At 42.8% G+C, this 23,993-nt stretch carries 13 protein-coding genes and 1 pseudogene; 3 read left to right on the top strand and 11 right to left on the bottom strand.

Going from position 1 to position 23,993, the window contains the following annotated elements; all coding sequences use genetic code 11:
- Positions 1-99: 99 nt before the first annotated feature.
- From O0550_RS09285 to O0550_RS09235, 11 genes are all read right to left on the bottom strand, one after another.
- Entirely contained in the window at positions 100-993 is an 894-nt protein-coding gene (locus O0550_RS09285) for a PhzF family phenazine biosynthesis isomerase (protein ID WP_258426113.1), read from the bottom strand.
- A 182-nt stretch (positions 994-1,175) separates the two neighbouring features.
- Complete coding sequence (locus tag O0550_RS09280) at positions 1,176-2,120, bottom strand: metallophosphoesterase (protein ID WP_258426112.1); 945 nt, start codon at positions 2,118-2,120, stop codon at positions 1,176-1,178.
- 109 nt (positions 2,121-2,229) lie between these two features.
- Positions 2,230-3,894 carry a glycerol-3-phosphate dehydrogenase/oxidase gene (locus O0550_RS09275; protein ID WP_121472719.1) on the bottom strand — a complete coding sequence of 555 codons (1,665 nt, stop codon included), beginning with the start codon at positions 3,892-3,894 and terminating at the stop codon, positions 2,230-2,232.
- A gap of 175 nt (positions 3,895-4,069) precedes the next feature.
- Positions 4,070-5,578 (bottom strand): glycerol kinase GlpK, encoded by a 1,509-nt coding sequence (gene glpK / locus O0550_RS09270; protein WP_258426111.1) that lies wholly within the window; start codon positions 5,576-5,578, stop codon positions 4,070-4,072.
- A gap of 57 nt (positions 5,579-5,635) precedes the next feature.
- Positions 5,636-6,346 carry an MIP/aquaporin family protein gene (locus O0550_RS09265; protein ID WP_003339841.1) on the bottom strand — a complete coding sequence of 237 codons (711 nt, stop codon included), beginning with the start codon at positions 6,344-6,346 and terminating at the stop codon, positions 5,636-5,638.
- Positions 6,347-6,528: 182 nt separating this feature from the next.
- Positions 6,529-7,089 carry a glycerol-3-phosphate responsive antiterminator gene (locus tag O0550_RS09260; protein WP_258426110.1) on the bottom strand — a complete coding sequence of 187 codons (561 nt, stop codon included), beginning with the start codon at positions 7,087-7,089 and terminating at the stop codon, positions 6,529-6,531.
- 21 nt (positions 7,090-7,110) lie between these two features.
- The gene (locus O0550_RS09255; protein WP_258426109.1) at positions 7,111-7,743 is read right to left on the bottom strand and encodes a GNAT family N-acetyltransferase; all 633 of its coding nucleotides are present in this window, start codon (positions 7,741-7,743) and stop codon (positions 7,111-7,113) included.
- A gap of 2 nt (positions 7,744-7,745) precedes the next feature.
- Positions 7,746-11,024 (bottom strand): non-ribosomal peptide synthetase, encoded by a 3,279-nt coding sequence (locus O0550_RS09250; protein WP_258426108.1) that lies wholly within the window; start codon positions 11,022-11,024, stop codon positions 7,746-7,748.
- Positions 11,025-11,098: 74 nt separating this feature from the next.
- A complete protein-coding gene (locus tag O0550_RS09245; protein WP_258426106.1) occupies positions 11,099-18,964 on the bottom strand; it encodes an amino acid adenylation domain-containing protein in 7,866 nt (2,621 codons plus the stop codon).
- Between the two features lie 304 nt (positions 18,965-19,268).
- Positions 19,269-19,898, bottom strand: a complete 630-nt coding sequence (locus O0550_RS09240; RefSeq protein ID WP_258426105.1) for an HXXEE domain-containing protein — start codon at positions 19,896-19,898, stop codon at positions 19,269-19,271.
- A gap of 21 nt (positions 19,899-19,919) precedes the next feature.
- Positions 19,920-20,510, bottom strand: a complete 591-nt coding sequence (locus tag O0550_RS09235) for a TetR/AcrR family transcriptional regulator (RefSeq protein ID WP_258426104.1) — start codon at positions 20,508-20,510, stop codon at positions 19,920-19,922.
- A 510-nt stretch (positions 20,511-21,020) separates the two neighbouring features.
- Between O0550_RS09235 and O0550_RS09230 the strand changes: the two genes are divergently transcribed.
- The 3 genes and pseudogenes from O0550_RS09230 to O0550_RS09220 form a co-directional block, all read left to right on the top strand.
- Positions 21,021-22,499: an Lsa family ABC-F type ribosomal protection protein gene (locus O0550_RS09230; protein WP_003339868.1), complete on the top strand. Its 1,479-nt coding sequence runs from the start codon at positions 21,021-21,023 to the stop codon at positions 22,497-22,499.
- 241 nt (positions 22,500-22,740) lie between these two features.
- The gene (locus O0550_RS09225; RefSeq protein WP_174888167.1) at positions 22,741-23,451 is read left to right on the top strand and encodes a DJ-1/PfpI family protein; all 711 of its coding nucleotides are present in this window, start codon (positions 22,741-22,743) and stop codon (positions 23,449-23,451) included.
- Between the two features lie 46 nt (positions 23,452-23,497).
- Positions 23,498-23,991 (top strand): annotated as a pseudogene (locus O0550_RS09220) (2-isopropylmalate synthase); the annotation flags it as partial.
- Between the last annotated feature and the right edge of the window lie 2 nt (positions 23,992-23,993).

The following is a 23,993-nucleotide window of genomic DNA, read 5'->3' as shown; positions in this document are numbered from 1 at the left end:
GATGATTACTTTGTATGTATTCACGCTGTCTTAGCATTCGTACATACACACAAAAAAGCAGTCGGGGGAGAGAATTAATCCTTCCCCGACTGCTCTGTCTTAGATAGAGATTTCGAATGCTTTCACATAAACGGCCGTACCCGTAATCTCAACATCATACGTTTCATGATGTTTACGAATGGTTACCTCTACCCTACCGTCCTTTTGGATTTCCTGACCTTGTTCGATCATGAGACGTAGTTTTATATCAAAATCATCGCTTATATATTGAGCATAATAGGCTCCCATCACGCCTGAAGCCGTGCCTGTCACAGGGTCCTCCCTTGTACCTGAAAACGGCGAGGAGAAATGGCGTCCATGCATGTGTGCTTGAGAATCATACGTTTCCAGACAAAATGGATGAACAGATGCTTTTGGCATTTCCTGTAACACACCTGGAAAGCGTGCATTAGCAGGCTTCATTTTTGTAAAGGCACTCAGCTTTTTTATAGGTACTAGCAGGGTCCAAATACCTGTACTTCCGTATTTGATCGGTAAATCAGATTCGATATCGTCGATTGTAAGACCGATTGAGTCTGCTAGCTCCTCCTGAGACCCTGTAAAATCCTCAAACTGCGGAGCTGCCTGCTTCATCGTAATATACCGTTCATCATCTGTGCCCATCTCCATTTTTATTGGTAATATTCCTGCTTTTGTTTCAATGGTTAGATGATTTTTATCCCCTAATTGTCCTGTAGACTTTAGCGCATAAATCGTAGCAATGGTTGCGTGACCACAGAGATTATTTTCATGTCCTGGTGTAAAATAACGAATTCTAAGGTCAGCTACGTCTGAAGCAAGTACAAAAGCCGTTTCATTAAACCCTACCTTTTGTGCTACCTCTTGCATTTCTTTTTCCGTCAGTTCATTACCTGTAAAGACTACACCTGCTGGATTTCCTTTATCAGGTTGCGTGCTAAAGGCATCATAGTGATAAACCTGTATTGTCTTCATTGTAACAGCTCCTCAGGAATCAGTAAGAAAATATCTATTCCTGATTCTAACACGGCTCTCTTTTTTATAATAGGATGAAAAATGAAAACCCTTGTACGCGCATAAGCCCGATGGACAAGGGTTTTTGTTACATGCCATCAATAGCAACAAGGGGCCTTCCCGGCGCCCAATAAAAATCTGTGCTATATTTCCAAGTTGAAAATAGCAATCTCTGGTCTACTTCCCATACGAATTGGTAATCTTGTCGTCCCAATGCCTCGATTCACGTACAATTGCATCGTGTGATTCCCTTGGCGAAGCTGGTATAGACCCTCTTTATATTTTCGAGCTAAAGAAGGAGTGATCACAGGCCCCAGCAGAGGAATCTGCACTTGTCCGCCATGGCTATGCCCTGATAATTGCAGATCAACCGGATAGCTAACGATCCGATCAGCAACATCAGGCTCATGAACGAGACATATGACGAAACTCTCTGCAAGAGGTGCAGTAGAGCTGGACAATTGAGTGGATAAAGTCTGTTCTTTCTGATAAGTAAGCCGCTCTGTTTGATCAAGCCGTCCTAATGTCTCCTCTATCTTTGGTTTGCCAAGTAAAAAGTCATCTAAGCCAGCGATGGTAATCGCTTTTTTATTTGCCAACGCAATCGTTTTCACATCATTGACAAGTAAATCAAAGTTAGCTTGCTCCATCACTTGTCGGTAATATTTACTCCCACCACCGCCATGATCATGGTTTCCATACACTGCGAATTTACCAAGGGGAGCATTCAATTCTGCTAGAATGACTATCAATTCGTCCTTGCTTTCTTTAAAGCTCCTGACCCGATCCAAAAGATCACCTGTGAACACAATCAGATCAGGCTTCTGTTCATTAATGAGGGTAACAACCTCTTTTAATTGTGCTAGTGAAAAGTGGGGACCTACGTGTGTATCGCTAAATTGGACGATTGTAAGCCCCTGCTTCTTATCAAGCAATCTTGAAATTTCTAACTGATGACGAGTTATCACCACGGACTTGGGCTCCACGTATGCAGCGTATATCAAACCAGCTACGCCTAAGATGATTAGTATAAGTAAAATAGAGATGCTATATTTGACGATGGTTAGCGAAAGGATTTCTCCAAGCATATTCCCACCCCTTTCTCTATTACTCTACCAATCTTATGTTACACAGAGATGACAAAAGAACGAATCGCTTGCTACCCAAGCTCTTTCTACTCGGAACGAAGCCCTGCTGTCATTCACTGAGTGGAATAACGGCATCATGGATTACTTGCTCTAAACGTTTTTTGTGAGTAGCTGTTTCCTCTGTGCTCCACCCTAGCTTTTTAGCCATATAAGCAATAACTGGCTCCTTCCAATCTCTAACCCCTTGTATATGAAAATAAAGTTCTCCTGTACGACGAACAAAGAAGTCCTCTGGAGTCATTGCCATCTCTTCTTCTATCGCATACATAAGAGGGCCAAAAACCTGTGCAGGCAATCCCGCTTCCGCTCTTTCTGCCTCACATTCGCTTATTCGTGAGAAAATCTGAGATACATTTGACCCATAGCGAGCAACTAACTGCTCTGCTTCCCACTCAGATAGACCGATTGAGACACCTTCTTTTATCTTTTCCGTCTTGAATAACTCAAACTTGTCAGCTCCGCCTACGTCGCCGCCAGATAAACGAATTTTATCAGTTGTACAACATGGATAATTGCCTTGCCCGTCTGTTTTGAATTGCTCCACTAGTAGATCAACAATTCTCTCAGCCATTTTGCGATACCCTGTCAGCTTCCCGCCTGCAATTGTTAATAGACCTGATTCAGACAGAAAAATCTCGTCCTTACGCGAAAGCTCAGACGGGGATTTGCCATCCTCGTGTATCAATGGACGTAAGCCTGCCCAACTGGATTCTACATCTGCTCCTGTTAGTTTAAGCGATGGGAACATAAAATTAGCCGCACGAAGAATGTAGTCACGATCCTCTACAGTCATTTTGGGATTAGCAATGTCTCCCTGATAGTTCGTATCGGTTGTTCCTACGTAGGTCTTATTATCTCGGGGAATGGCAAACACCATGCGGCCATCGGGTGTGTCAAAATAAATCGCTTGGTTTAATGGAAATCTTTTTTTGTCTATGACAAGATGAACACCCTTTGTGATATGCAGTCTCTTCCCTTTTTTCGAGCCGTCAATTTCTCGAATGGTATCTACCCATGGACCCGCCGCATTAATGATTTTCTTAGCACGAATCGTAATTTTCTCACCACTGAACTGATCAATGGCCATCACTCCATATACCCTGCCATTCTCATACAACAAGTCCTCTGCTTTCATATAATTGATAGCTGTTGCTCCCCGTCGCACCGCTTCCTTCATTACTTCCATCGTAAGGCGAGCATCATCTGTCCGGTATTCTACGTAATAACCTCCACCTTTTAGCTTTTCCTTGGCTAGTAGCGGCTCTTTGGCCAGCGTCTGCTCCTTGTTGAGCATGATACGGCGCTCACTTTTTTTGACCCCTGCTAATGCGTCATAAACTCGTAAACCGATTGATGTAGCAAATTTACCATATGTTCCCCCTTCTATCATGGGAAGCAGCATCCATTCTGGCGTAGTGACATGGGGCGCATTTTCATACACGATTGCTCGTTCTCGTCCTACCTCGGCAACCAGCTTCAATTCTAGTTGTTTTAAATAACGCAAGCCTCCATGAACGAGCTTTGTCGAACGGCTAGAGGTCCCAGCAGCAAAATCCTGCATTTCAATCAAAACAGTATTGATCCCACGTACTTGTGCATCCAGTGCTATTCCAGCTCCCGTGATTCCGCCCCCGATCACCAGCAGATCATATTCCTGTGCCTGTATATCACGCAATATTTGTCTCTTAGATAAGCTTGAAAATGGCTTTGTCATCTCATTCACTCTCCTGTGCATAATAACGAACGTATTTTTTCGTCAGGTGAATAAAAAAAGACCACAACAAGATCCTTCTTATTTAAAAGGACCTGCTGTGGTCTACTCCAATTCTCCGACCGATATTAACTTGTTCCATTTGTTAATAAAAGTATAGCGTAGATTGCTACCTGCTTCAACCGATAGACGGTACTTGGAAGCCCATTGTTGCTTCTACTGCTTTTTTCCATCCACGATATAATTTCCTTCTCTCCTCTTCCCCCATCCGTACCTCAAAGCGCTGATCAATCTGCCAAACAGAGGCAATCTCCTCACGACTTTCCCAGAATCCAACAGCTAGACCAGCTAGATAAGCCGCTCCTAATGCTGTCGTTTCGCTATTAGTAGGTCGCTCTACTGGAACGCCAAGGATATCGCTTTGGAATTGCATCAAGAAATTATTTCTCACGGCCCCACCGTCTACACGCAAGGCTTTTAAAATAATCCCTGAATCCGCCTCCATGGCAGAAAGGACATCTTTTGTTTGATAAGCAAGCGATTCAAGAATGGCCCGGATAAAATGCTCCTTTTCAGTCCCGCGCGTCAACCCAAATACAGCTCCTCGCACGTCACTCTTCCAATAGGGTGTACCTAATCCAACAAAGGCTGGAACCATATATACCCCTTCTGTCGATTCTACTCGTTGTGCATATTGCTCACTTTCAGCCGCTGACTTTAACATCCGAAGCCCATCACGCAGCCATTGGATAGCCGAGCCAGCAACAAAAATACTGCCCTCTAGCGCATACTCGACTTTACCATCGATGCCCCATGCGAGGGTCGTTAGTAGTCCACTTTCCGATTTAACTGCCTTGTCTCCTGTGTTCATAAGCATGAAGCAGCCTGTTCCATAGGTGTTTTTTGCCATCCCCATCTCGTAGCATGCCTGCCCAAATAAAGCTGCCTGCTGATCTCCCGCCGCACCAGCAATAGGTACCTGTTCGCCAAAGAAATGATACGACGCTGTAAGCGCATACACTTCTGATGATGGTCGAACCTCAGGTAGCATGCACTTAGGAATATCGAGCATGGCTAATAACTCATCATCCCATTGTTGCTCATAGATATTATATAGCAGTGTTCGGGAAGCGTTCGAATAATCAGTCACATGACTATCCCCACCCGATAGGCGCCAAATCAGCCATGTATCAATGGTTCCAAACAGCAAGTCACCCTTCTCTGCCTTCTCACGGGCTCCTTCTACATGATCTAAAATCCATTTTAATTTCGTCCCTGAGAAGTAAGCATCGATCACTAAGCCTGTTTTATCCCGTACTAAATCTGAATAGCCCTGGGCCTTTAACTCTTCGCATATCTCGGATGTTTGACGGGATTGCCAAACAATCGCATTATATACTGGCTTGCCTGTATGCTTATCCCAAACAATCGTAGTTTCACGTTGATTCGTGATTCCAATAGCCGCTACTTCCTTCGGGCTAATATTAGAGGTGGATAGAACCTCTGCAATGACAGCTAAAATAGAACCCCATATTTCAAAGCCATTATGCTCTACCCACCCTGGCTGTGGAAAATGCTGCGGAAATTCTCGCTGTGCCATGGCAACAATCTGTCCTTGCTTATTAAACAGAATGGCACGTGAGCTAGATGTGCCTTGATCTAATGACAAAATATATTTTTTCTCCATATGAAACTCATCCCTTTTCCCTGTTATTGAAGTATTTTTTCTCTAGTCTAATCTAGTCTAAGCAAGAAATACGATTTTATAGAACAGCGCTGCCAATACTCCTCCTATAATGGGTCCGACAACCGGAATCCAAGCATAACTCCAGTTGGATGTTCCTTTCCCAGCAATCGGTAACAGAAAGTGGGCCAAACGTGGTCCTAAATCTCTTGCCGGGTTAATGGCATACCCTGTCGTGCCACCAAGGGATACCCCGATGCTAATGATTAAAAGTCCTACGACAAACGGATTTAATCCATCAACAAATTTATTCGCTCCAATCGCAAGAATACCAAAAACTAAAATAAAAGTACCTATGATTTCACTTAAAAGGTTCCCTAGCGTATTTGGAATGGCTGGATCAGTTGCAAAAACAGCCAGTTTCGCACCCTTGTCCTCCGTTTGCTTCCAGTGAGGCAGATAGTGTAGCCAAACAATCACGGCTCCTAAGAAGGCTCCGATCATTTGTGCCACGATATACAACGGTACGTCCGCCCATGCAAATCTGTCAATGGTGGCCAACGCAATCGTAAGGGCAGGATTCAGATGGGCACCACTTATTCCCCCAACAGCATACGCTCCCATCGTAACTGCCAACCCCCAGCCAATCGTGATGACAATCCATCCTGAATGCTGAGCTTTTGATTTATTAAGGACAACCCCTCCTACAACACCGCCCCCCAAAATAATTAAAAGCATAGTCCCAACTAATTCACCTACAAATGGCGACATTCTCTGTATCCCCCTTTATGCTTGACAGACAACAAAAAAACCCACAGGAAACAATCCCTATTATACGATAGGGAAGCCTCTGTGGGTCTCCGATTCTCCGTCACCTGATTAACTTTATAACCCATTTAAGCAAACAAAAGATAATTCTGTCAACAATGAATTGTCAGGGAATCGTAAAAGTTTTATTTATTCTCATAATGGTGCCAAATCTCTTTTCGCGATGTTGTTACCGCAACAGCCCCACCACTAAAGGCACACTCAGCATCCTCCACAGTTCTGATTAACCCACCCGCAAGCACAGGAATTTTCACACGCTCATATACCTCGGCAATAATATGCGGCATAATGCCAGGTAATACCTCGATATAATCAGGCTGTGTCTGTTCCAAAAGACGGTAGCTTGTTTCAAGCGCTGTAGTGTCCAGCAAAAATAATCGTTGGATTGCTAGGACTTTATTTTTCTTGGCGGTTAATACGGCACTCTTGCGCGTGGAAATCACACCGGCTGGTCGAATTTCCTGACATAAAAATTCAGTTGCATATTCATCATTTCGTAAGCCATGGATAAGATCAACATGTACAAGCATTTTTTTATGATGCTTTTTCGACATCTGAACGATATGCTTTAATTGCCCCACATGGCTATCCAACAATACTAAATATTCAAAACGACTTTTAAGCAGTGCCTCGAAATCCTTCATCTGCCGAACTGCCGGCAACACTTTCTGATGTAAAAAATCCATGTAAACACTTCACATCCTGTATCAAAAACTATCATGCATCATTGTAACAGGATTTTTCGATGATGCAACACTGGATTCACAGCACAACGCTTTCTCATTGCCTTTTACCGATTTCGCGATAAAAATCGTGTCTACATATGTACCATCAGGATATTTGACTTCTGCGATCTTCCTTCCTTCTTCTACAAACCCAAAGCTCTTGAGTAAACGAAGGGATCTTTCATTATGGGCAAATGCTTCACCCGAAAGCTTTTCAATTACAGGATGTGCCTCTGCCCACTCTAGCATGACTTCAAAAAAAAGACCGCCAATTCTTTGCCCCCGCCACTCTTCTTTAATTGTTAAAGCAATCATGCCTACATGCTGTACTCTCTTCGTTTCTCTTGGCGTGACGGTCATAATTCCTATTAAATCCTTCTCACATTCTGCGATAAAGGCCACTTTGTTAGGATCATTCCAGAAGGTATCAATACCAGCGGCGACTTGTTCATCATTTGCGATAAATTCATCTCCAGAGGTGAGCATAAAGGGATTGTCATGAAAGACTCGCTCGTAATGCTTGCGAATCCTCGAAGCATCCTTTGCTGTCGGTGAACGAAATGAAATAATACGATCCGTTTTGCTTTGTTTCAACACAGGTACGATCTGAGCCATAGCTATCTATCCTTTCTTTTCATCTGGTGTAACATATATTGAATCAGTGTAGCGTTCCTTGGTAGAAAATCCCCATTGAACATACTGTAATGCATGCCTGCACCTTGATATTCTCTATATGCCCCTTTTGTAAATTTTCCCCACATTTGCAAATCGGCAGGCTGTGCAATATTGGCCTCATCTGGCTCTGCCTGTACAAAGTGAATGTCCGCATGTACATGACCTACATGAGCCAACTGAAGGAAATAAGCAACATAAGCCCTCGTTTTCTTGAGAACCCGCTCTTTGACAACCTCATCACCATGACTAAAGTCTAAGATTTCTCTGATATTCTCTAGTTGCAGGAAGCGCTCGATCTCGTCCTCTTGCTCCTTGAGAGTCATTTTCATCTGTTCTGTTTTCATATAGGTGTCAAACATGATGATATCGGATACAGTGTGTCCCTTCTCTTCCATTGCTTTTGCCACTTCAAATGCAAGATTTCCACCGGCTGAATAACCTAGGAAAATGTACGGTCCTTCTGGCTCCGCATCCAAAATCTGTTGGACATATAGCTCGATGCGATTTTCCTGTTCTATATATTCGAATCCATAAAACGTAGCTTCCTGAGCTAGTAATTCCGCAATTCGTTTATAGATAAAGATGAAACCATTTATGGGAGGAAAACAAATCACTTTGAGATCACCGGCTCGATTTAATAGCGTCATATGATGGTTACTCTCCTCCATATAGACAGCAAAGGCCCGTTCAGCCATATATTCAATCGTTGGATTTTCATACAGTAATTTTAAGGGAATCTCAACGTTTAATTCTTGCGCCACCTGATTAATCATCTTGAGCATTTTTAGCGAATATCCGCCTAGCTCGAAGAAATTGTCCTTAATTCCGATCGGCTTAATTTCCAGAACATCCTCCCAGATGCTAACCAAGCTAGCTTCAAGAGACGTTCTGGGTGCTACATACTCTTGCTTAGAGCGCAGGCTGTTCTCTGGCTTAGGCAGAGCTTTTCGATCGATTTTCCCATTAGGAGTTAGCGGCATTTTTTCTATCTGTATAAAATACGTAGGAAGCATATAGTCAGGCAAAGAAACAGATAACGCTTTTCGTACATCTATGTCTCCTATGTCTTCTGTACCCACCAAATAGGCGTATAGCTCATTGATTCCATCCTTGTTTTGTCTAGCCACTACTACTGCTTCCTGCACAAAGCCAAGTAACAGCAGTTGCCCTTCAATCTCGCCCAATTCAATGCGATGCCCTCTAATTTTCACCTGATGATCCAGTCGTCCTCTATATTCAAGGGTGCCGTCTGCCAGCCATCTGGCCAGGTCGCCTGTCTTATACATGCGTTCCCCCGTTATATAAGGATTTTCGATAAAGCGCTCCTGCGTCAGCTCCCATCTGTTCAGATATCCTCTGGCAACGCCTGCGCCTGATACATACATTTCGCCTGGTACCCCGATTGGCAGCAGCTTTCTATCCTGATCCAAGACATAGATGGACAGAGTCGGAATCGGTTGGCCTATGTTGCTTACGTGCTGATGAAAATCCTCCTCGGTCAGCTCACGGAAAGTAGCATGGACTGTGATTTCAGTAATGCCATACATATTGATTAGTTTGGTCTGAGGATATTTTGCTTGCCAGGGCTGTAGCTGTCTTGGCGTTAAGGCTTCTCCGCCAAAAATGACGTACCTCAGATGTAATTTCTGATCAGCGGATTTTAGCTCTTCATTGATGAGTTGATAAAAAGCGGTGGGTGTTTGATTAAGTATCGTTACTTGCTCACGCTGTAATACTTGTAAAAAGGCCTTGGTATCTTGAGCCACCAGCTTAGGAACCACTACCAGCTTTGCTCCAAACAGCAGGGCTCCAAAAATTTCCCATACCGAAAAATCAAAGCTAAAGGAATGAAATAATGTCCAGACATCTTGATGGGTGAAGGAAAATAGCGGAGTGTCTGGAACGAATAAACGCACGACATGTCTGTGTTCAATCATGACCCCCTTGGGATGACCAGTCGTCCCTGATGTATAGATGATGTACGCTAGGGCTTGTGGGGAAATCTCAACAGACAGGTTTTCACTAGCATACGTTTGCAGGGTTTCATCATGGAAAGGAAGGATTGTTCCCACCGAATAGGTGGAAGCCGTTGCTTTGTGTCTATCGGTAAGCAGAAGCTTCGCCCCGCTATCTTCTAGCATATAAGTAATTCGATCCTGTGGATAAATCGGGTCAATAGGAAGGTAGGCTGCTCCCGCTTTTAAAATGCCAAGTATACCCACAATCATTTCTAGGGAACGTTCAACCATGATCCCAACGATATCGGTAGGCTGAACCTGACGATCTATCAGTGCTCTCGCTACCTGATTAGCACGTCTATTCAATTCCTCGTATGTCATACGCTGATCATCACATACCAAGGCTTCTCGTGCCGAATGCCTCTTGGCCTGCTCTTCGAATAGCTGAACAATTGTTTTGTCCTGCGGAAAACCGGACTGCGTTTGATTAAAACCAAAGACGAGCTGATGCTTTTCCTGCTCAGACAAGAATTCGATCTCCTGACTGGATTGTTTCGGATTTGACAGAGCCTGTTGAAGTAACCGTAGCATATGCTGAACAATTCGCTGAATGGTCCCCTCCAGATAGCATTCTGAATCGTAATGCAGCTCTAATTCCAGACTGTTTCCCCTATCCCGGAATAAAAAGAGCATGTTAGTCTGTATGGTATCAATCTCTTTCACGTCATGAACGCTATCAAGTAAAACGACGGTCTGTATATTCAACTGAGAAGAATCGTCTATCTCTGGATGTAGCATCCGTACGATTTCTGCAAAAGAAAGATTGGGATGCTGGTCTGCCTCCATGACTGTTTGTTTGATTTTTCCCGCCCATTCAGCAAAGCTGTCCTTCTTCGTCCCAACGGTTCGCAGAGCTAGAAGATGGTTGGCAGTCTCCTCCCTGCTTTTCAGATGAAAAGGTGGCATGCCAACTAGAATATCCTCACTGCCTGTATAATGGCTAAGCAACAGCTTCACACCGCTCACAAGTAAAACATACATTCCAAACGGTGATTCATTGCTGGTCGCTCTCACTTTTTCAGACAGGTCGGCAGGGAAAATCGCTTTATAGACACATCTAGTATTCTCCTTGCCTGTTCTGATTAAATCCTCTAAAAATCCACTCGCGACCACATTTCCTTGTAATTTGTCTAGCCAGTATTGCTGTTCCTCTTGCCATTTTCCAGTCGTCATTGTACCTGATTGACTCAATGTGTCGCGCATCTTTTTCTCTCCTTATCTGATCGAGTAGGGAGAGAGGTATCCCTCCCTTTTATATCAGAGAAAAATCTTAGCTATTAAAACGTAAACGTAAAGTCCTCCGTTATGGCACTCTCCATTTTTTTCGTGCGAAGGAAGGGAATCTCATGTATGAGCATGTCCTTGTTCGCTGTAACCATCCGAAGAAGCTCCACGTAGTTCTGTCCCATCTGCTCAATGGTGTCTCGTTTAAATAACGCTGTTCGGTACTCGAAGGTAAAATGAAACACGTCTCCTTGCTCTATCGCCTGCAAAGTAAGGTCGAATTTTGCTGTTTGATGAGTATACGGATAGGGTGTTAGCGTTAGTTCACCTACTTGGTCAGTTTGCCTATCTGTATTTTGAAGGACAAATACTGCATCAAAAAGAGGATTGCGGTTAGGAGCTCGCTCAACCTTTACCTTTTCGATTAGTTCCTCAAATTGATAGTCTTGGTTTTCAAAAGCCGCTAATGAAGTCATTTTGACCTCATCTACATAAGCTGCAAACGATTTACTCCCCGCCGGATGCATTCGTAGTACCAATGTATTAACAAACATTCCAATGATCCGTTGAAGATCGTCATCTCTCCTCCCCGCAATCGGTGATCCTATCAAGATTTCTTGCTGACCACTATATTGAGCGAGTAATAAGCTGTACGTCGAAAGTAGCAGCATAAAGGGTGTTGTTTTTGTTTCCTCTGCTACTTGGTGCACAAGACGAGATGTTTTTTGATCAAGGGGAATCAATACTTGATCACCTTCAAATGTGAGAGCTTCAGGACGCTTGTAATCAAGCGGAAGCTGTAGAACAGGAAGCTCTCCTGCTAGCTGCTGGAGCCAATATTCTTCCTGCTTCAAATAGGAGGAGGTTTGTTTCCAAGCCTGCTGCCATACAGCGTAATCCTTATACTGTAGTTGTAGCGCAGGTAGCTCTTCCCCTTGATACAGCCGTACAAATTCAGCCGTAAAGGTAGCCATGGAAACGGCATCTGAAATAATGTGATGAATGTCCACAAGTAAAAGGTGACGATCTGTCGCAAGCAAAATGAGAGCAACTCGAAGTAATGGCGGTGTCTCTAGATCAAACGGCTGAATAAATGCTTGAATCAGTGACTGGATATCCTGCTCTGTTGTGTTGTTATTTCTTAGATCTTCATATTGGATCGTAAAATCCGCCCTATCATGTACCCGTTGCATCGGTGCCCCGTGTACCATTTCAAAGGAGGTTCGCAATGTAGCATGCCTTTGAATCAAATGCTGCAAAGCCATTTCCATTCGATCGCGATCGACAGCTCCCTCCAACATCATTACAGTCGGAATATTGTAGCTTCGGGTAGCCTTGTCTAATTGATGAAGCAGGAACAATCTTTTTTGTGCAGAGGAAAGCGGATAATATTCGCTTTTTGGTGCAGGCTGAATCCTCATCTGCACGCTTTTCTCCATTTCAGGAAGAAGTTTTGCCAACGATGCTACTGTGGGATTTTGGAAGACTTTTTCAATTGGCAATAGAACATGCCACTCCTTATGGACCTTTGCGACCAGCATCATTACTTTTAAAGAATGCCCGCCCAATTCAAAAAAATCATCATAGATACTAATCGGACTGATTCCTAGTAGGTCCTGCCATATGATTGCCAATCTAGCTTCCAGCTCACTGCCTGGAGCCACATATGCTTGCCTGAGAAGCTCATTTCTGTCAGGAATGGTTAATGATTTTCGATCAATCTTGCCATTAGGTGTAAGAGGAATTTGATCGATCTGGCACATATGTGTAGGGATCATATATCTTGGTAAAAAAGCCGCTAGCTCCTCTTGTAACCTAGCAAACGACAATGCTTCATCCGAGACGAGATAAGCGCAAAGCTCTTGCTCCCCCTGAGAGTTTGTCCACACAAAAACCACGACTTCTCTGACATATTCAAGCTTCCTGATTTTCGCCTCTATCTCCCCTGTTTCGATACGGTATCCGCGTACCTTTACCTGATGGTCCAGACGCCCTAAAAACTCTACATTTCCATCTGGCAGCCATCTAGCTTTATCTCCGGTTTTATACATCATTTCACCAGGCACATACGGGTTTGGGACAAATTTTTGCAGAGTTAATTCCTGTTGCTTGTAATAGCCACGCGCTACACCAACCCCTCCTATGCACAATTCCCCAGCAATTCCTACGGGCAATAGTTGATTCTGTTGATTGACAATATAGTAGCTGGTATTTTGTAACGGCTTTCCAATGGGGACCTGACTTTTTCCATGTAACCAATCCGCTTCCTCTTCAAAATAGCTGGATTCAATACTTGCCTCCGTTACTCCGTAGGTATTTAGAATACGTATGGTTGATCCAAATTTCTGTAATAAATAAGTGAAATCATTCATCGACACAGTGTCTGCTCCAAGCAGGATTAGCTTCAGATCGGGAAGCTCCAAGCCCTCCTCTGCAACATATCGCATAATGGGTACAAATAGAGCTGGTGTTGTATCAACCAAGCTGATTTGATGCTTGCGCATAAATTCATATAAAGCGGGGGGATGAATCCGAATGTCTTCTGGACAAATAATGAGCTGACCGCCTGTAAGAAGCGCCTTTGCCATATCCCCAGCAAATACATCAAAGGAAAAGCTAGCCATTTGCAACAAACGACAAGGTGATTGCTTCAGATCGTATTCCTGCATCCAGGCATAGGCCGCATTTACGTAGCCTCGGTGTTCAATCATTACACCTTTAGGATTTCCGGTTGAGCCTGAGGTGTAAATCAGGTAGGCCATGTTATCGGGCTTAGTCACAGCGACTACATTAGAGTTATCTGGGTGATAATTCGATTCATCCTCGACATACACGATTTCTTTCGTAAATGCTTCCTTCTCTAGCTGAATATGCGCCTCTGTCGCTCTCGTTGTCAGTAAAATTATGGAATCGCTATCCCTGAGCAGGTAGTAAATTCGCTCGCTAGGATAACTAGGATCAATTGGCACATAAGCTCCACCTGCTTTTAATACCGCAAGCACGCTAACGAACATTTCAAGAGAACGATCCATGAGAATACCCACGATAGCCTCTGCCATCACGCCTTTTTCCCGCAACGTTCTTGCCAATTGATTCGCTTTCTTATTTAAGTCCCGATAGCTTATTGTTTGATCCTTCCACACGATGGCACATTCATTAGGTGTAGCTACCACCTGCTCCTCGAACAACTGCGTAAATGTTTTATCCTTTGGAAACGTCACTCTTGTATCATTGAAGCGTTCTAGCAGTTCCCGTTTTTCTTTTGGCGAGGTTAATTCTAGCTGATCTATCGGTTGATCTACGTTCTCAACAATCCCCTGCAACAGCGTAAGAAAATGCTCCATCAAACGTTTTACGTACTTTTTGGCATAGCGTTCTCTATTGTAAATAAAATGGAACTGCAAGCAATCCTCTGGAGTCACCTTTACGGTAAAGTCATAGTGTGTCTGTTCAAAATAAGTATGCAAATCCATTGTGTACCCTAGGGATTGGGTCGTTTGAGCGAGCCCCGCTACATCCAATGGGTAGTTCTGAAAAATAAACAGATGGTCAATTAGCCCTTGCTTAACTGGGCTTTGTGCTTGGATATCTGAGAAGGAACAATATTCATAGGCCTTAGCTTCAACAGCCTGCTCACTGACTATTTTCAACAGCTTCAAAAACGTACTCTGCTCATCCCAGCTTACCCGGATAGGATTGGTGTTGATGAATAAACCAATGATCTGTTCTACACCTTCCACCTCAGACGGTCTTCCAGAAACTGTCCTTCCGAATACAACATCTCGCTTGTCATTATATTTACCTAACAGGATACCCCATGCCGTTTGCAGGATAGCTCCTATCGTAGAATGATATTCCCGGGCGATACGTTGTAGCTGTGATGTGAGTGTTTTTTCGATGTACATGATCGTCTCAGCTTGCTCGTACCCTATACTCTTCTGTCTGTGATCAATTCTTGGCTCTATATCCTTTTCTTCCTTTTTCCAGCCTGTAACCATCATGTTCGGGAGAGGGGTAGGGTCTTCATATCCGTGAAGATACTGGCTCCAGAAACGAAGCGATTCCTCCTGATCCTGCTGTTCAATCCATCTCATATAGGTAGAAAACGGTACAGCCTCTTCGAAGTTCACCGGGGCGTTGTGGAGTACAGCACGGTAATGCTCCATCCATTCCTGTAGCATAATCTGCAAGCTCCATCCATCGAGTTGAATGTGATGGGTACTCACCAGAATATGATAAGAGTTGACAGATAACGTAACCACAGCTAAGCGCATCACATCTTGTGTAAGATCAAAACCACGTTCACGATCAGCCGTCCGCAGGTTTTGTAAATAGTGACGTTGTTCTTGCTCGTCTAAGTGAGTTACATCTGCCTGCAACACTGGAATATCTCGATTTTTCAGAACACATTGCACAGGAACTTCTCTTTTCGTATCACGATAAATCGTACGAAGAGCATCGTGGCGCTCCACTACACACTGTAGGCTAGTTGCTAGCAAATCAACGTCTACCCGCCCTTTTAGTGCCAGCTCCAATTGAATAAAAAAGGAGGAGGGCTGATTCATCGAGCTGTGAGCATACATCCATTCTTGAGATGGTGTTAAGGGATAGGCCTGTTCCATGCTCCCCATTGGAATATCCTCTTCTATTTGTTTTTGCAATAAAGAAAGCTCCTCTACTGGAAACGAGACTAAGGAAGCTGAAGCTTTTGGCAGTCGAGACTCTAGCTTTTGTTCCAATAAGGAAATTTCTCGTGCCGCATCCGATAGAATAGGGAATTGAAACAGGCGCTTCATTTCTAAGGACATACCCTTGGCACGAAGACGAGACATCACTTGTATGGCCTTAATAGAGTCTCCGCCCAGATAGAAAAAATGATCCCTCGCTCCTACTCTCTCCACTCGTAGCACATCTTCCCATATCGTTGCCAATAGCCTTTCTCTTTCATTTTTTGGCTCCATATAAACCTCATCTGTGCCAAGTGTGTCTGTACCTCGCTTAGGTAATGGAAGACTTTTGCGATCAACCTTGCCATTTGGTGTTAGCGGTATCTTCTGAAGAGGGATGAAATAAGCAGGGATCATATAAGTGGGTAATACATTTGCTAATTCCTCTCTCAACGCCCCAATCCGATACTCTCGCTCCGCCACAATATACGCACACAGCTCTTGCACTCCCGGCTCATTCTCAACCGCGACCACAACTGCTTCTTTTAAGCCGTCGATTTTGACTAGCTGCGCTTCTATTTCCTCTGGCTCGATACGATATCCCCGGATTTTCACCTGATGATCAATGCGTCCTAGATACTCCAATTGTCCATTAGGCATCCACCTAGCATAATCTCCTGTCTTGTACATCAGTTCACCTTTATTTGTAAAGGGATTCGCGACAAAACGACTTGCCGTCATCTCTGGTAGATTGAGATACCCTCTTGCCAAACCTACACCAGACACACATAGTTCGCCTGTCACTCCCACCGGCTGTTGCTCACCATGCGGACCAACGATATAAATTTGAACATTATCGACAGGCCGACCTATCGGGACAAATGGCATGCTAGCTGTATCACAGTCATAGTAGGTTACTTGAATGGTCGTCTCTGTAGGACCATATAAATTATGGAGGGAAATGCCATACGGTTGCAGAATGTCATGGAATTTGGCAACATGCTGGGCCTTGAGCGCTTCCCCGCTAGCAAATATCCGTCGGAGATTTTTGACCTGCTCTGCTATCCCTGTCTCCGTAAGATAGGTAAGGAAAATATGAAGCATAGAGGGGACAAAATGTATGATTGTTATGTGATGCTCTTGGATGGTCTGAATAATCATCGCTGGGTCTTTTTCTGCTCCAGGCTGTAACAAACAGACCTTGGCCCCTACAAAAGACCAGCCAAATAATTCATACACGGAGACATCAAATGTGTACGGTGTTTTTTGTAAAATCGTATCTTGCTCCGTAAGCGGATACCTTCTCTGCGACCAATCATTGCGACTGACAACAGATCGGTGTTCGATCATGACCCCTTTTGGGTTTCCTGTCGAGCCAGATGTGTAGATGATATACGCAAGATGATCTGCTTTTGCCAGTGGTTCTAGGTTTGCCCCATCCTCATCTGCATAAAGCTCGGATTGTATGACGAGCTCCTCCCCCTCAAATGGGAAATGCCCAGCAAAAGAAGGATGCACAAGCAATAAAGACGCCCTACTATCCTGTAGCATATACTGAATTCGTTCTGCCGGAAATTCAGGATCGATGGGTAAATAGGCCCCGCCTGCTTTCATAATGGCAAAAATACCGATTAGCATTTCTGGGGATCGTTCCGTAATGATGGCAACAGCCTGATCGGGTCCTACTCCTTTTTTTCTTAGTCTTCTTGCCAGACGGTTTGCCTGCTCATTTACTTCACGATAAGTGAGGTGCTTCTTCTCAAAAATCACTGCTATATGCTCAGGGGTCCTTTCAACCTGCTCCTCAAACAATTGATGCACCGTTTTGTCCAAGGGAAACGCATTTGTCGTGTCATGAAAGGATAGAAGTAGCTGTCTTTCCTGCTCGGATAGAAGCTGTAGTTCACCGATCTTTTTGCTAGGCTCTTTTACACCATCCTGTAACAGAAGCAAAAGCTGCTCTGCCACCCTCATTATTTCTGACTTATCAAACATTTCAATTTGATAATCCAAGGTAAGCATGATCTGTCCACTGTCCAGATTCTCTTTTACGTGTACATACAACGGGTAGCCAGCATGACCATTAAAGAGCCATTCCATGCTATATGTAAGCTGTCCCCTTTCTCCCCATTTCATCGGCTGATACTCCAGTACAATCGTAAAAAGCTCATCCATTCCTCGATGCTTCGTCCGTAATTCCTGCATGAGTAAATTATAAGGATACTTCTGATGGCGTAGGATAGAGACCTGTTTCTGAGTAATATGGCGGACATAGGCGGCAAAATCTAGCTGAGCATTCACCTGTGTGCGAAACGGCTGAGTGCTTACGAGCATGCCAAACATATTAGCATCCGTGCGGTTCGTCCGATTACCATAAAGCGTACCAAGCGTACTATCATCTGACAGGGTCACTTTCTGTACATAAATGGAAAGGACAGCCAAGAATAAGGCATTCACGCTGACCTGATATTTTTTACAAAAGGAATGAACCGATGCTTGAAGCTCCTCTGGAATAGAAACAGATTCTCTCTTTGCCAAGGTACTCGACTGATAGGTAGGCACTTGTTTGATTCCATTTACGTCCGGGAGACTGGAGAAAGCCTCCTGCCAAAAGCTCTTATCCTTCTGGAAGCGAACAGATGACTCATATTCCCTTTCACTGTCCAAATAAGAGAGATAGGAGGGTTGTCCTTTCAGCTCGATTGCCTCTCCTGCAAGCAAGCGAACATAGTTATCCATAAACTGATTGCAAAACATATCAATCGACACACCATCGGCAATCAAATGATGGAATTGGCAATACACCCACATTTGCTCATCATCAATCAAATGAATGGAAATATCGTACAAGTCAGAGTGGAACAACTCCATAGGGGTCTTTGCCTGATTTTCGGCCCATTCTACTACTTTATTGATCATTGACTTTGCTTCACACTCTTGTATGATCGATACATCGTCTTCAAGCTTAGCATGCGCTACCCTTTTGCTGTGATCCCTGACAGGAAACTGCCGCTCCTGATAATCTACTAGATATTGCCGTGGTTCTGCTTGTCCTTCATCTGTTAAACGGATTCGAAGGGCATCATGGGCATAAATAGCTACATTTATCGCCTGACAAAGCTTTGAATAATCAGAAGACTGCCCTGTGATTTTTATAAAACCTGCCATGATGTTAACCGCTGTGTCAGGATGCATCATTTCCGTATACCAAATTCTCTTTTGGGGATTCGATAGCGCATAGGTTTTTTGCATCAGCTTTCTCCCTTTTTTTGGTTTATTCACAAACAAACATTTATTCCCAGTAGAATTATAACAAAATTAGGAAAAGATGTTCCACGAAAATATTTTTTACAGTGGGGCGGGGGAGTAGAGAATTTGATAAATGAAGGATAGGGATAGGGATACAAGTAAAAACCCGAGCAACGGACATATGGTCTATCCGTTACTCGGGTCATGTTTTTAGCGAAACTGTAATATATGTTCTTTTGAGAGTTTCTCTATTGTTGGCAAATCGGCTGGCGCCCATTCTAGTGAGTGTAGTTCAATAGGAACAATGTCACATCCCCTTATTATAAGACCCCATCTGCTGCTTAGAAAAGCTATACCGCGCCTCTTTATCCTTCAACCACATATTCCCTTTAATAATCAGAACATTCACAGCGACGATAAAATAAATCGTACCAGCTACCCAATCAACTGTAGTCACTAAGCTATGACTAACAATGTGATCGATATACCAGCAGCCAACCGGAATGTGAAGAAAGATAACAGCAAACAAGCCCGGATTATACAGTCTTTTTCCTTTTATATTGGCAAAAATGCCGTGCCAGATAAATTGAAAGAAGCCCATCAGAATAGGAGCAATACCAAGCCAGATCACATCTGGAAATAGCACTGGAAGCAGATAAAAAACATAAGCGATAACTAGATTGATGATCATAGCCGATTGAGGGTTTAATGGATAGCGTTGCGGATATTCACTGTTAAAAATCAGCACATTGAACAATCCTCCGAAATATCCAGGCCAGCGATATTCTTCAAATTGGTGGAGAAGAATTGCCACAAAGCTAAGCCATAAAATAGCGCGTATTTCCGTGATATTCTGCCATTCCACATACAAAAAAAGCCCGACGATCAGAGCAACAGCTATACCTAAATCCTGCCAATATTTCCGTAAGAAGTTCATATCTACTTCTCCCCTATTCTCTTATTTGCAAGAAAAATAGTGATCAAATAGGAATTTCACTTGCTCTTCGATTGGCGCAAAGGTTATTCCTGCTCCTGATTCCAGTATTGGCTTCATTAACGCCGGCAAAAAGATTGCACCAAATAGCTGCGTCGTCATCATCATTAATTGATTTGGGTCGCTTTCCTGCGTGATCTCTTGTAATGTCGCCAGAACCTTTTGAAAGCCCATTGTTTGTAGAAATTCTCCATATTCTTGCTGTGAAGCAAACGGTGCTGTCCCCATCGCAATAATCCTTGATACAAGCTCTGGGTATTGCAAGATGACTTGAACGTAATGGATGAGGAAGGATTGTAAACGGTCCCTTGGTGATAAGCTGAGGTCATCTAAAATAGTAAAGGTATCCTGAAAGCTGTTTAGCAGAACTTTAATAGTCTCGCTTATCAGTCTTTCTTTTGATCCAAAATAGTAATTAATAAGCGCGATATTGGTTTCTGATTTTGTTGCAATTTTCCTGATGGTCACACTCTCAAAGCCCTCTTTTTTAATCAATTCCAATGTTGTTTTAAGAATTTTTTCTTTGGTACCCTGATTTGTTTCAGAATGTGTCATTTTCTACCTCCTCATCACGGTTTTTAACCAGGATTTTAAACATTGTTTTAAACGATGTTTAATAGAATGATAGCACCGTTCTTTCGGTAAATCAATGCGTTTTTTGTTCTCTGAAAATACATAGCTAAAACGTATCCCTCTCCCAACACGCCTTGCGGTACTACATAGCGGAAGTCGGACTACAGCACTACATATCGAGTATTGGTAACCTCGCTTGTCCGGAATTTAATATGTTGAAATCAAGAAACGAGTATGATAAGATACGTGTAAATTAATGATTGGAGTTGAAAACATGGAGTAATTTTTCTTGCGAATATATAAATTAATAAAACTACAAAAGCGATATTTTTCGTATGTTTTATTCTTTATATGCAAGAAGGTTACTACATCTTTCACTCAAGCAATATATCCTTATCTGACTCCATCGCGGGTTGGATTTGCTGTATTTATTTGAGCTACAAGAAAGTAACTTTCTTGTAGCTTTTATTTTTTTATACAGGAGGATATCTTATGTCATTAATCAATGTTACAAACCTGACGTTTGCCTATGATGGCAGTTTCGATAACATATTTGAAAACGTAAGCTTCCAAATCGATACGGATTGGAAATTAGGATTTACCGGAAGAAACGGCAAAGGGAAGACAACATTTCTTAACCTATTGCTTGGTAAATATGAATACAGCGGAAATATTTCTGCTACGGTCAGCTTTGAATATTTTCCTTTCCCTGTCGAAAATAAGGCAAATAATACCCTTGATGTAATCAGCGACATTGATCCAGACTTTGTTCACTGGAAATTGATGCGTGAGTTTTCATTGCTACAGGTTTCTGAGGATGTTTTATATCGCCCCTTTGATTCATTGTCCAACGGGGAGCAAACGAAAGTGCTGTTAGCTACATTATTTCTCAAGGAAAATCATTTTCTGTTAATTGATGAACCAACCAATCATCTCGACATGCATGCAAGAAAACTTGTCAGTGATTATCTCAAAACCAAAAGCGGATTTATTCTTGTCTCTCACGACAGGTCATTCCTTGATAACTGTGTAGATCATATCCTTTCAATCAATAGGACCAACATCGAAATACAAAAAGGCAATTTCTCCGATTGGTGGGAAAATAAGCAGAGACAGGATAACTTCGAGCTTGCAGAGAACGAACGGCTAAAAAAAGATATTAAACGCTTGTCGGATTCTGCTAAACGAACGAGCAACTGGTCGCACGAAGTGGAAAAAACGAAAAATGGCACAAGAAATTCCGGTTCCAAGGTAGATAAAGGGTATATTGGTCACAAGGCCGCTAAAATGATGAAACGCTCGAAAACAATTGAGCAGAGACAGCAATCTGCTATTGAGGAAAGGTCTAAGCTCCTTAAAAACATCGAAAACGCTGAAAGCTTAAAAATTTCACAGCTTGCCTTTCATAAAAACCAGCTTGCTGAACTTAAAAATGTTTCCATTTATTATGGGGAGAAAATGGTCTGCACGGATATAAGCTTTACAATTGAGCAAGGGGAGCGAATAGCGCTTTGTGGTAAAAACGGCTCTGGAAAATCAAGTATTATCAAGCTTATTTGCGGTGAGCATCTCAACTTTACGGGGACTTTTGACAAGGGTAGTCAGCTCAAAATATCCTATGTTTCACAGGATACCTCCCATTTACAGGGAAATTTAACGGACTACGCTAGAAACAATGGGATTGATGAAAGCCTGTTTAAATCTATTTTAAGAAAACTTGGTTTTTCCAGAGTTCAATTTGAAAAAGATATTTCGGCTTTTAGCGGCGGTCAAAAAAAGAAAGTGCTGATTGCAAAAAGTCTTTGTGAGAAAGTGCATTTGTATATTTGGGATGAGCCGCTTAATTTTATCGATGTGATTTCCCGCATGCAAATTGAAGAGCTATTGCTTGAATACGCTCCAACCATCCTGTTTGTGGAGCATGACAGGGAATTTTGCAAAAATATCGCTACAAAGCATGTTCAACTTTAAGCCTTTCATCTAAGGCTTGATTTTTCTCGAACATTTTTTCCCTTATAAAAAAGAACCCCGACAGTTGTTGGGGTTCGATACGCACACAACTGTCTATACAGACAAAGCATACGTTTTTTTATAAATATTCAAATTGCAATTTTCATAATTTTCTAACCCTTATTAGTCATGTTTACGTTTGTAGATTTGGGATATTATTTTTGCGAAAGAAATAATTCCCAATAAAAAGGAGCTGAGTAAATTGAAAAAATTGTGTAGTTATATCCTCATGGTAGCAATGTTCCTTGCCACTTTTGGTACAAGTGCATGGGGACAATCATCCGTACCCGATTCTCCCAAGTCTTCAGAAGGAACATCAGAAAAAAACGAGTGGACGGTAGGAATTTTGCTGTACAACGATGTGGAAGTATTGGATTTTGCAGGTCCTTTCGAGGTTTTTGCTGTTACCGAACAGGATACGTCAGGTAAGCCTTTTCATGTTAAAACCGTTTCAGAGGATGGTAAAATGATTACAGCACGAAATGGATTGAAGGTTCAGCCTGATTACAGCTTTGACAATGCTCCCGCCTTTGACATTCTCATCGTTCCAGGAGGACCTGGCAGCCGTACGGAAATGTATAACAAACACATAATCAAATGGGTGCAAGAGCGAATGAAAACCGTTGATATTATGGCTTCCGTATGCACAGGAGCATTAATTCTAGCAGAAGCAGAATTGCTACATGGCAAAACAGTGACCACCCATTGGAATTCATATGATCGACTTGAAAAAGATTATCCGAAGCTAAAGGTGAAGAGGGACGTAAAATTTGTGGATGAAGGAAAAATCGTAACTTCAGGGGGCATTTCCGCTGGCATTAACATGTCATTCCACTTGGTCCAACGATTACTAGGAAAAGAAACCGCCGAACAGACAGCGAAACGGATGGAGTATGACATTGTCATAGAGTAAATTCGCTAGATTCCATACTACAAAATGAACGTCATCTGTCCTTCGTATCATCATAAGAACGCTTAGAATTGATGAAGCAATGTCTTCAAGAAAAAACCCAAAGCTATTTCACTTTCTACGTGTAGGCCACCCTTTTATAAAAGGCGCATCGGAGCTTTTATTTCATCGTGATGGCCCAGGTGATCGCTGTGTACAACTGGATCACCGTACAGATGAACGAGCATCCTTTTATGTAATCAAACGAGTATTTTCTCATCATACATCTGCTTCCTTCTCAAAATCTCATGTAGATACTCACTCCGACCATTGCGACAGTGCTTTTATTTTCTGGGGAGCCGAACCGGATGGATCAGGCTTGCAATGTGAAGTGGAAATGGAGGGGGAAGTCCAGCCTCTATATTTATACCAGCCGGCTTACAGCATACGTATAAATATGTATCTGGCAGCGGTACCTATACCAATATTGTCTTGGTGGCTCCAGAGTACAATGCCAGTTTAGAAATGACAAAACCACTAGCACCAGCATTCGTAACTTCATAAAC

The sequence above is a fragment of the Brevibacillus halotolerans genome (assembly GCF_026891775.1).
Classification (GTDB): Bacteria; Bacillota; Bacilli; order Brevibacillales; family Brevibacillaceae; genus Brevibacillus_B; species Brevibacillus_B halotolerans.
The sequence above is the reverse complement of the archived record's forward strand: the minus strand, read 5'-3'. Positions and strand labels throughout refer to the sequence as shown.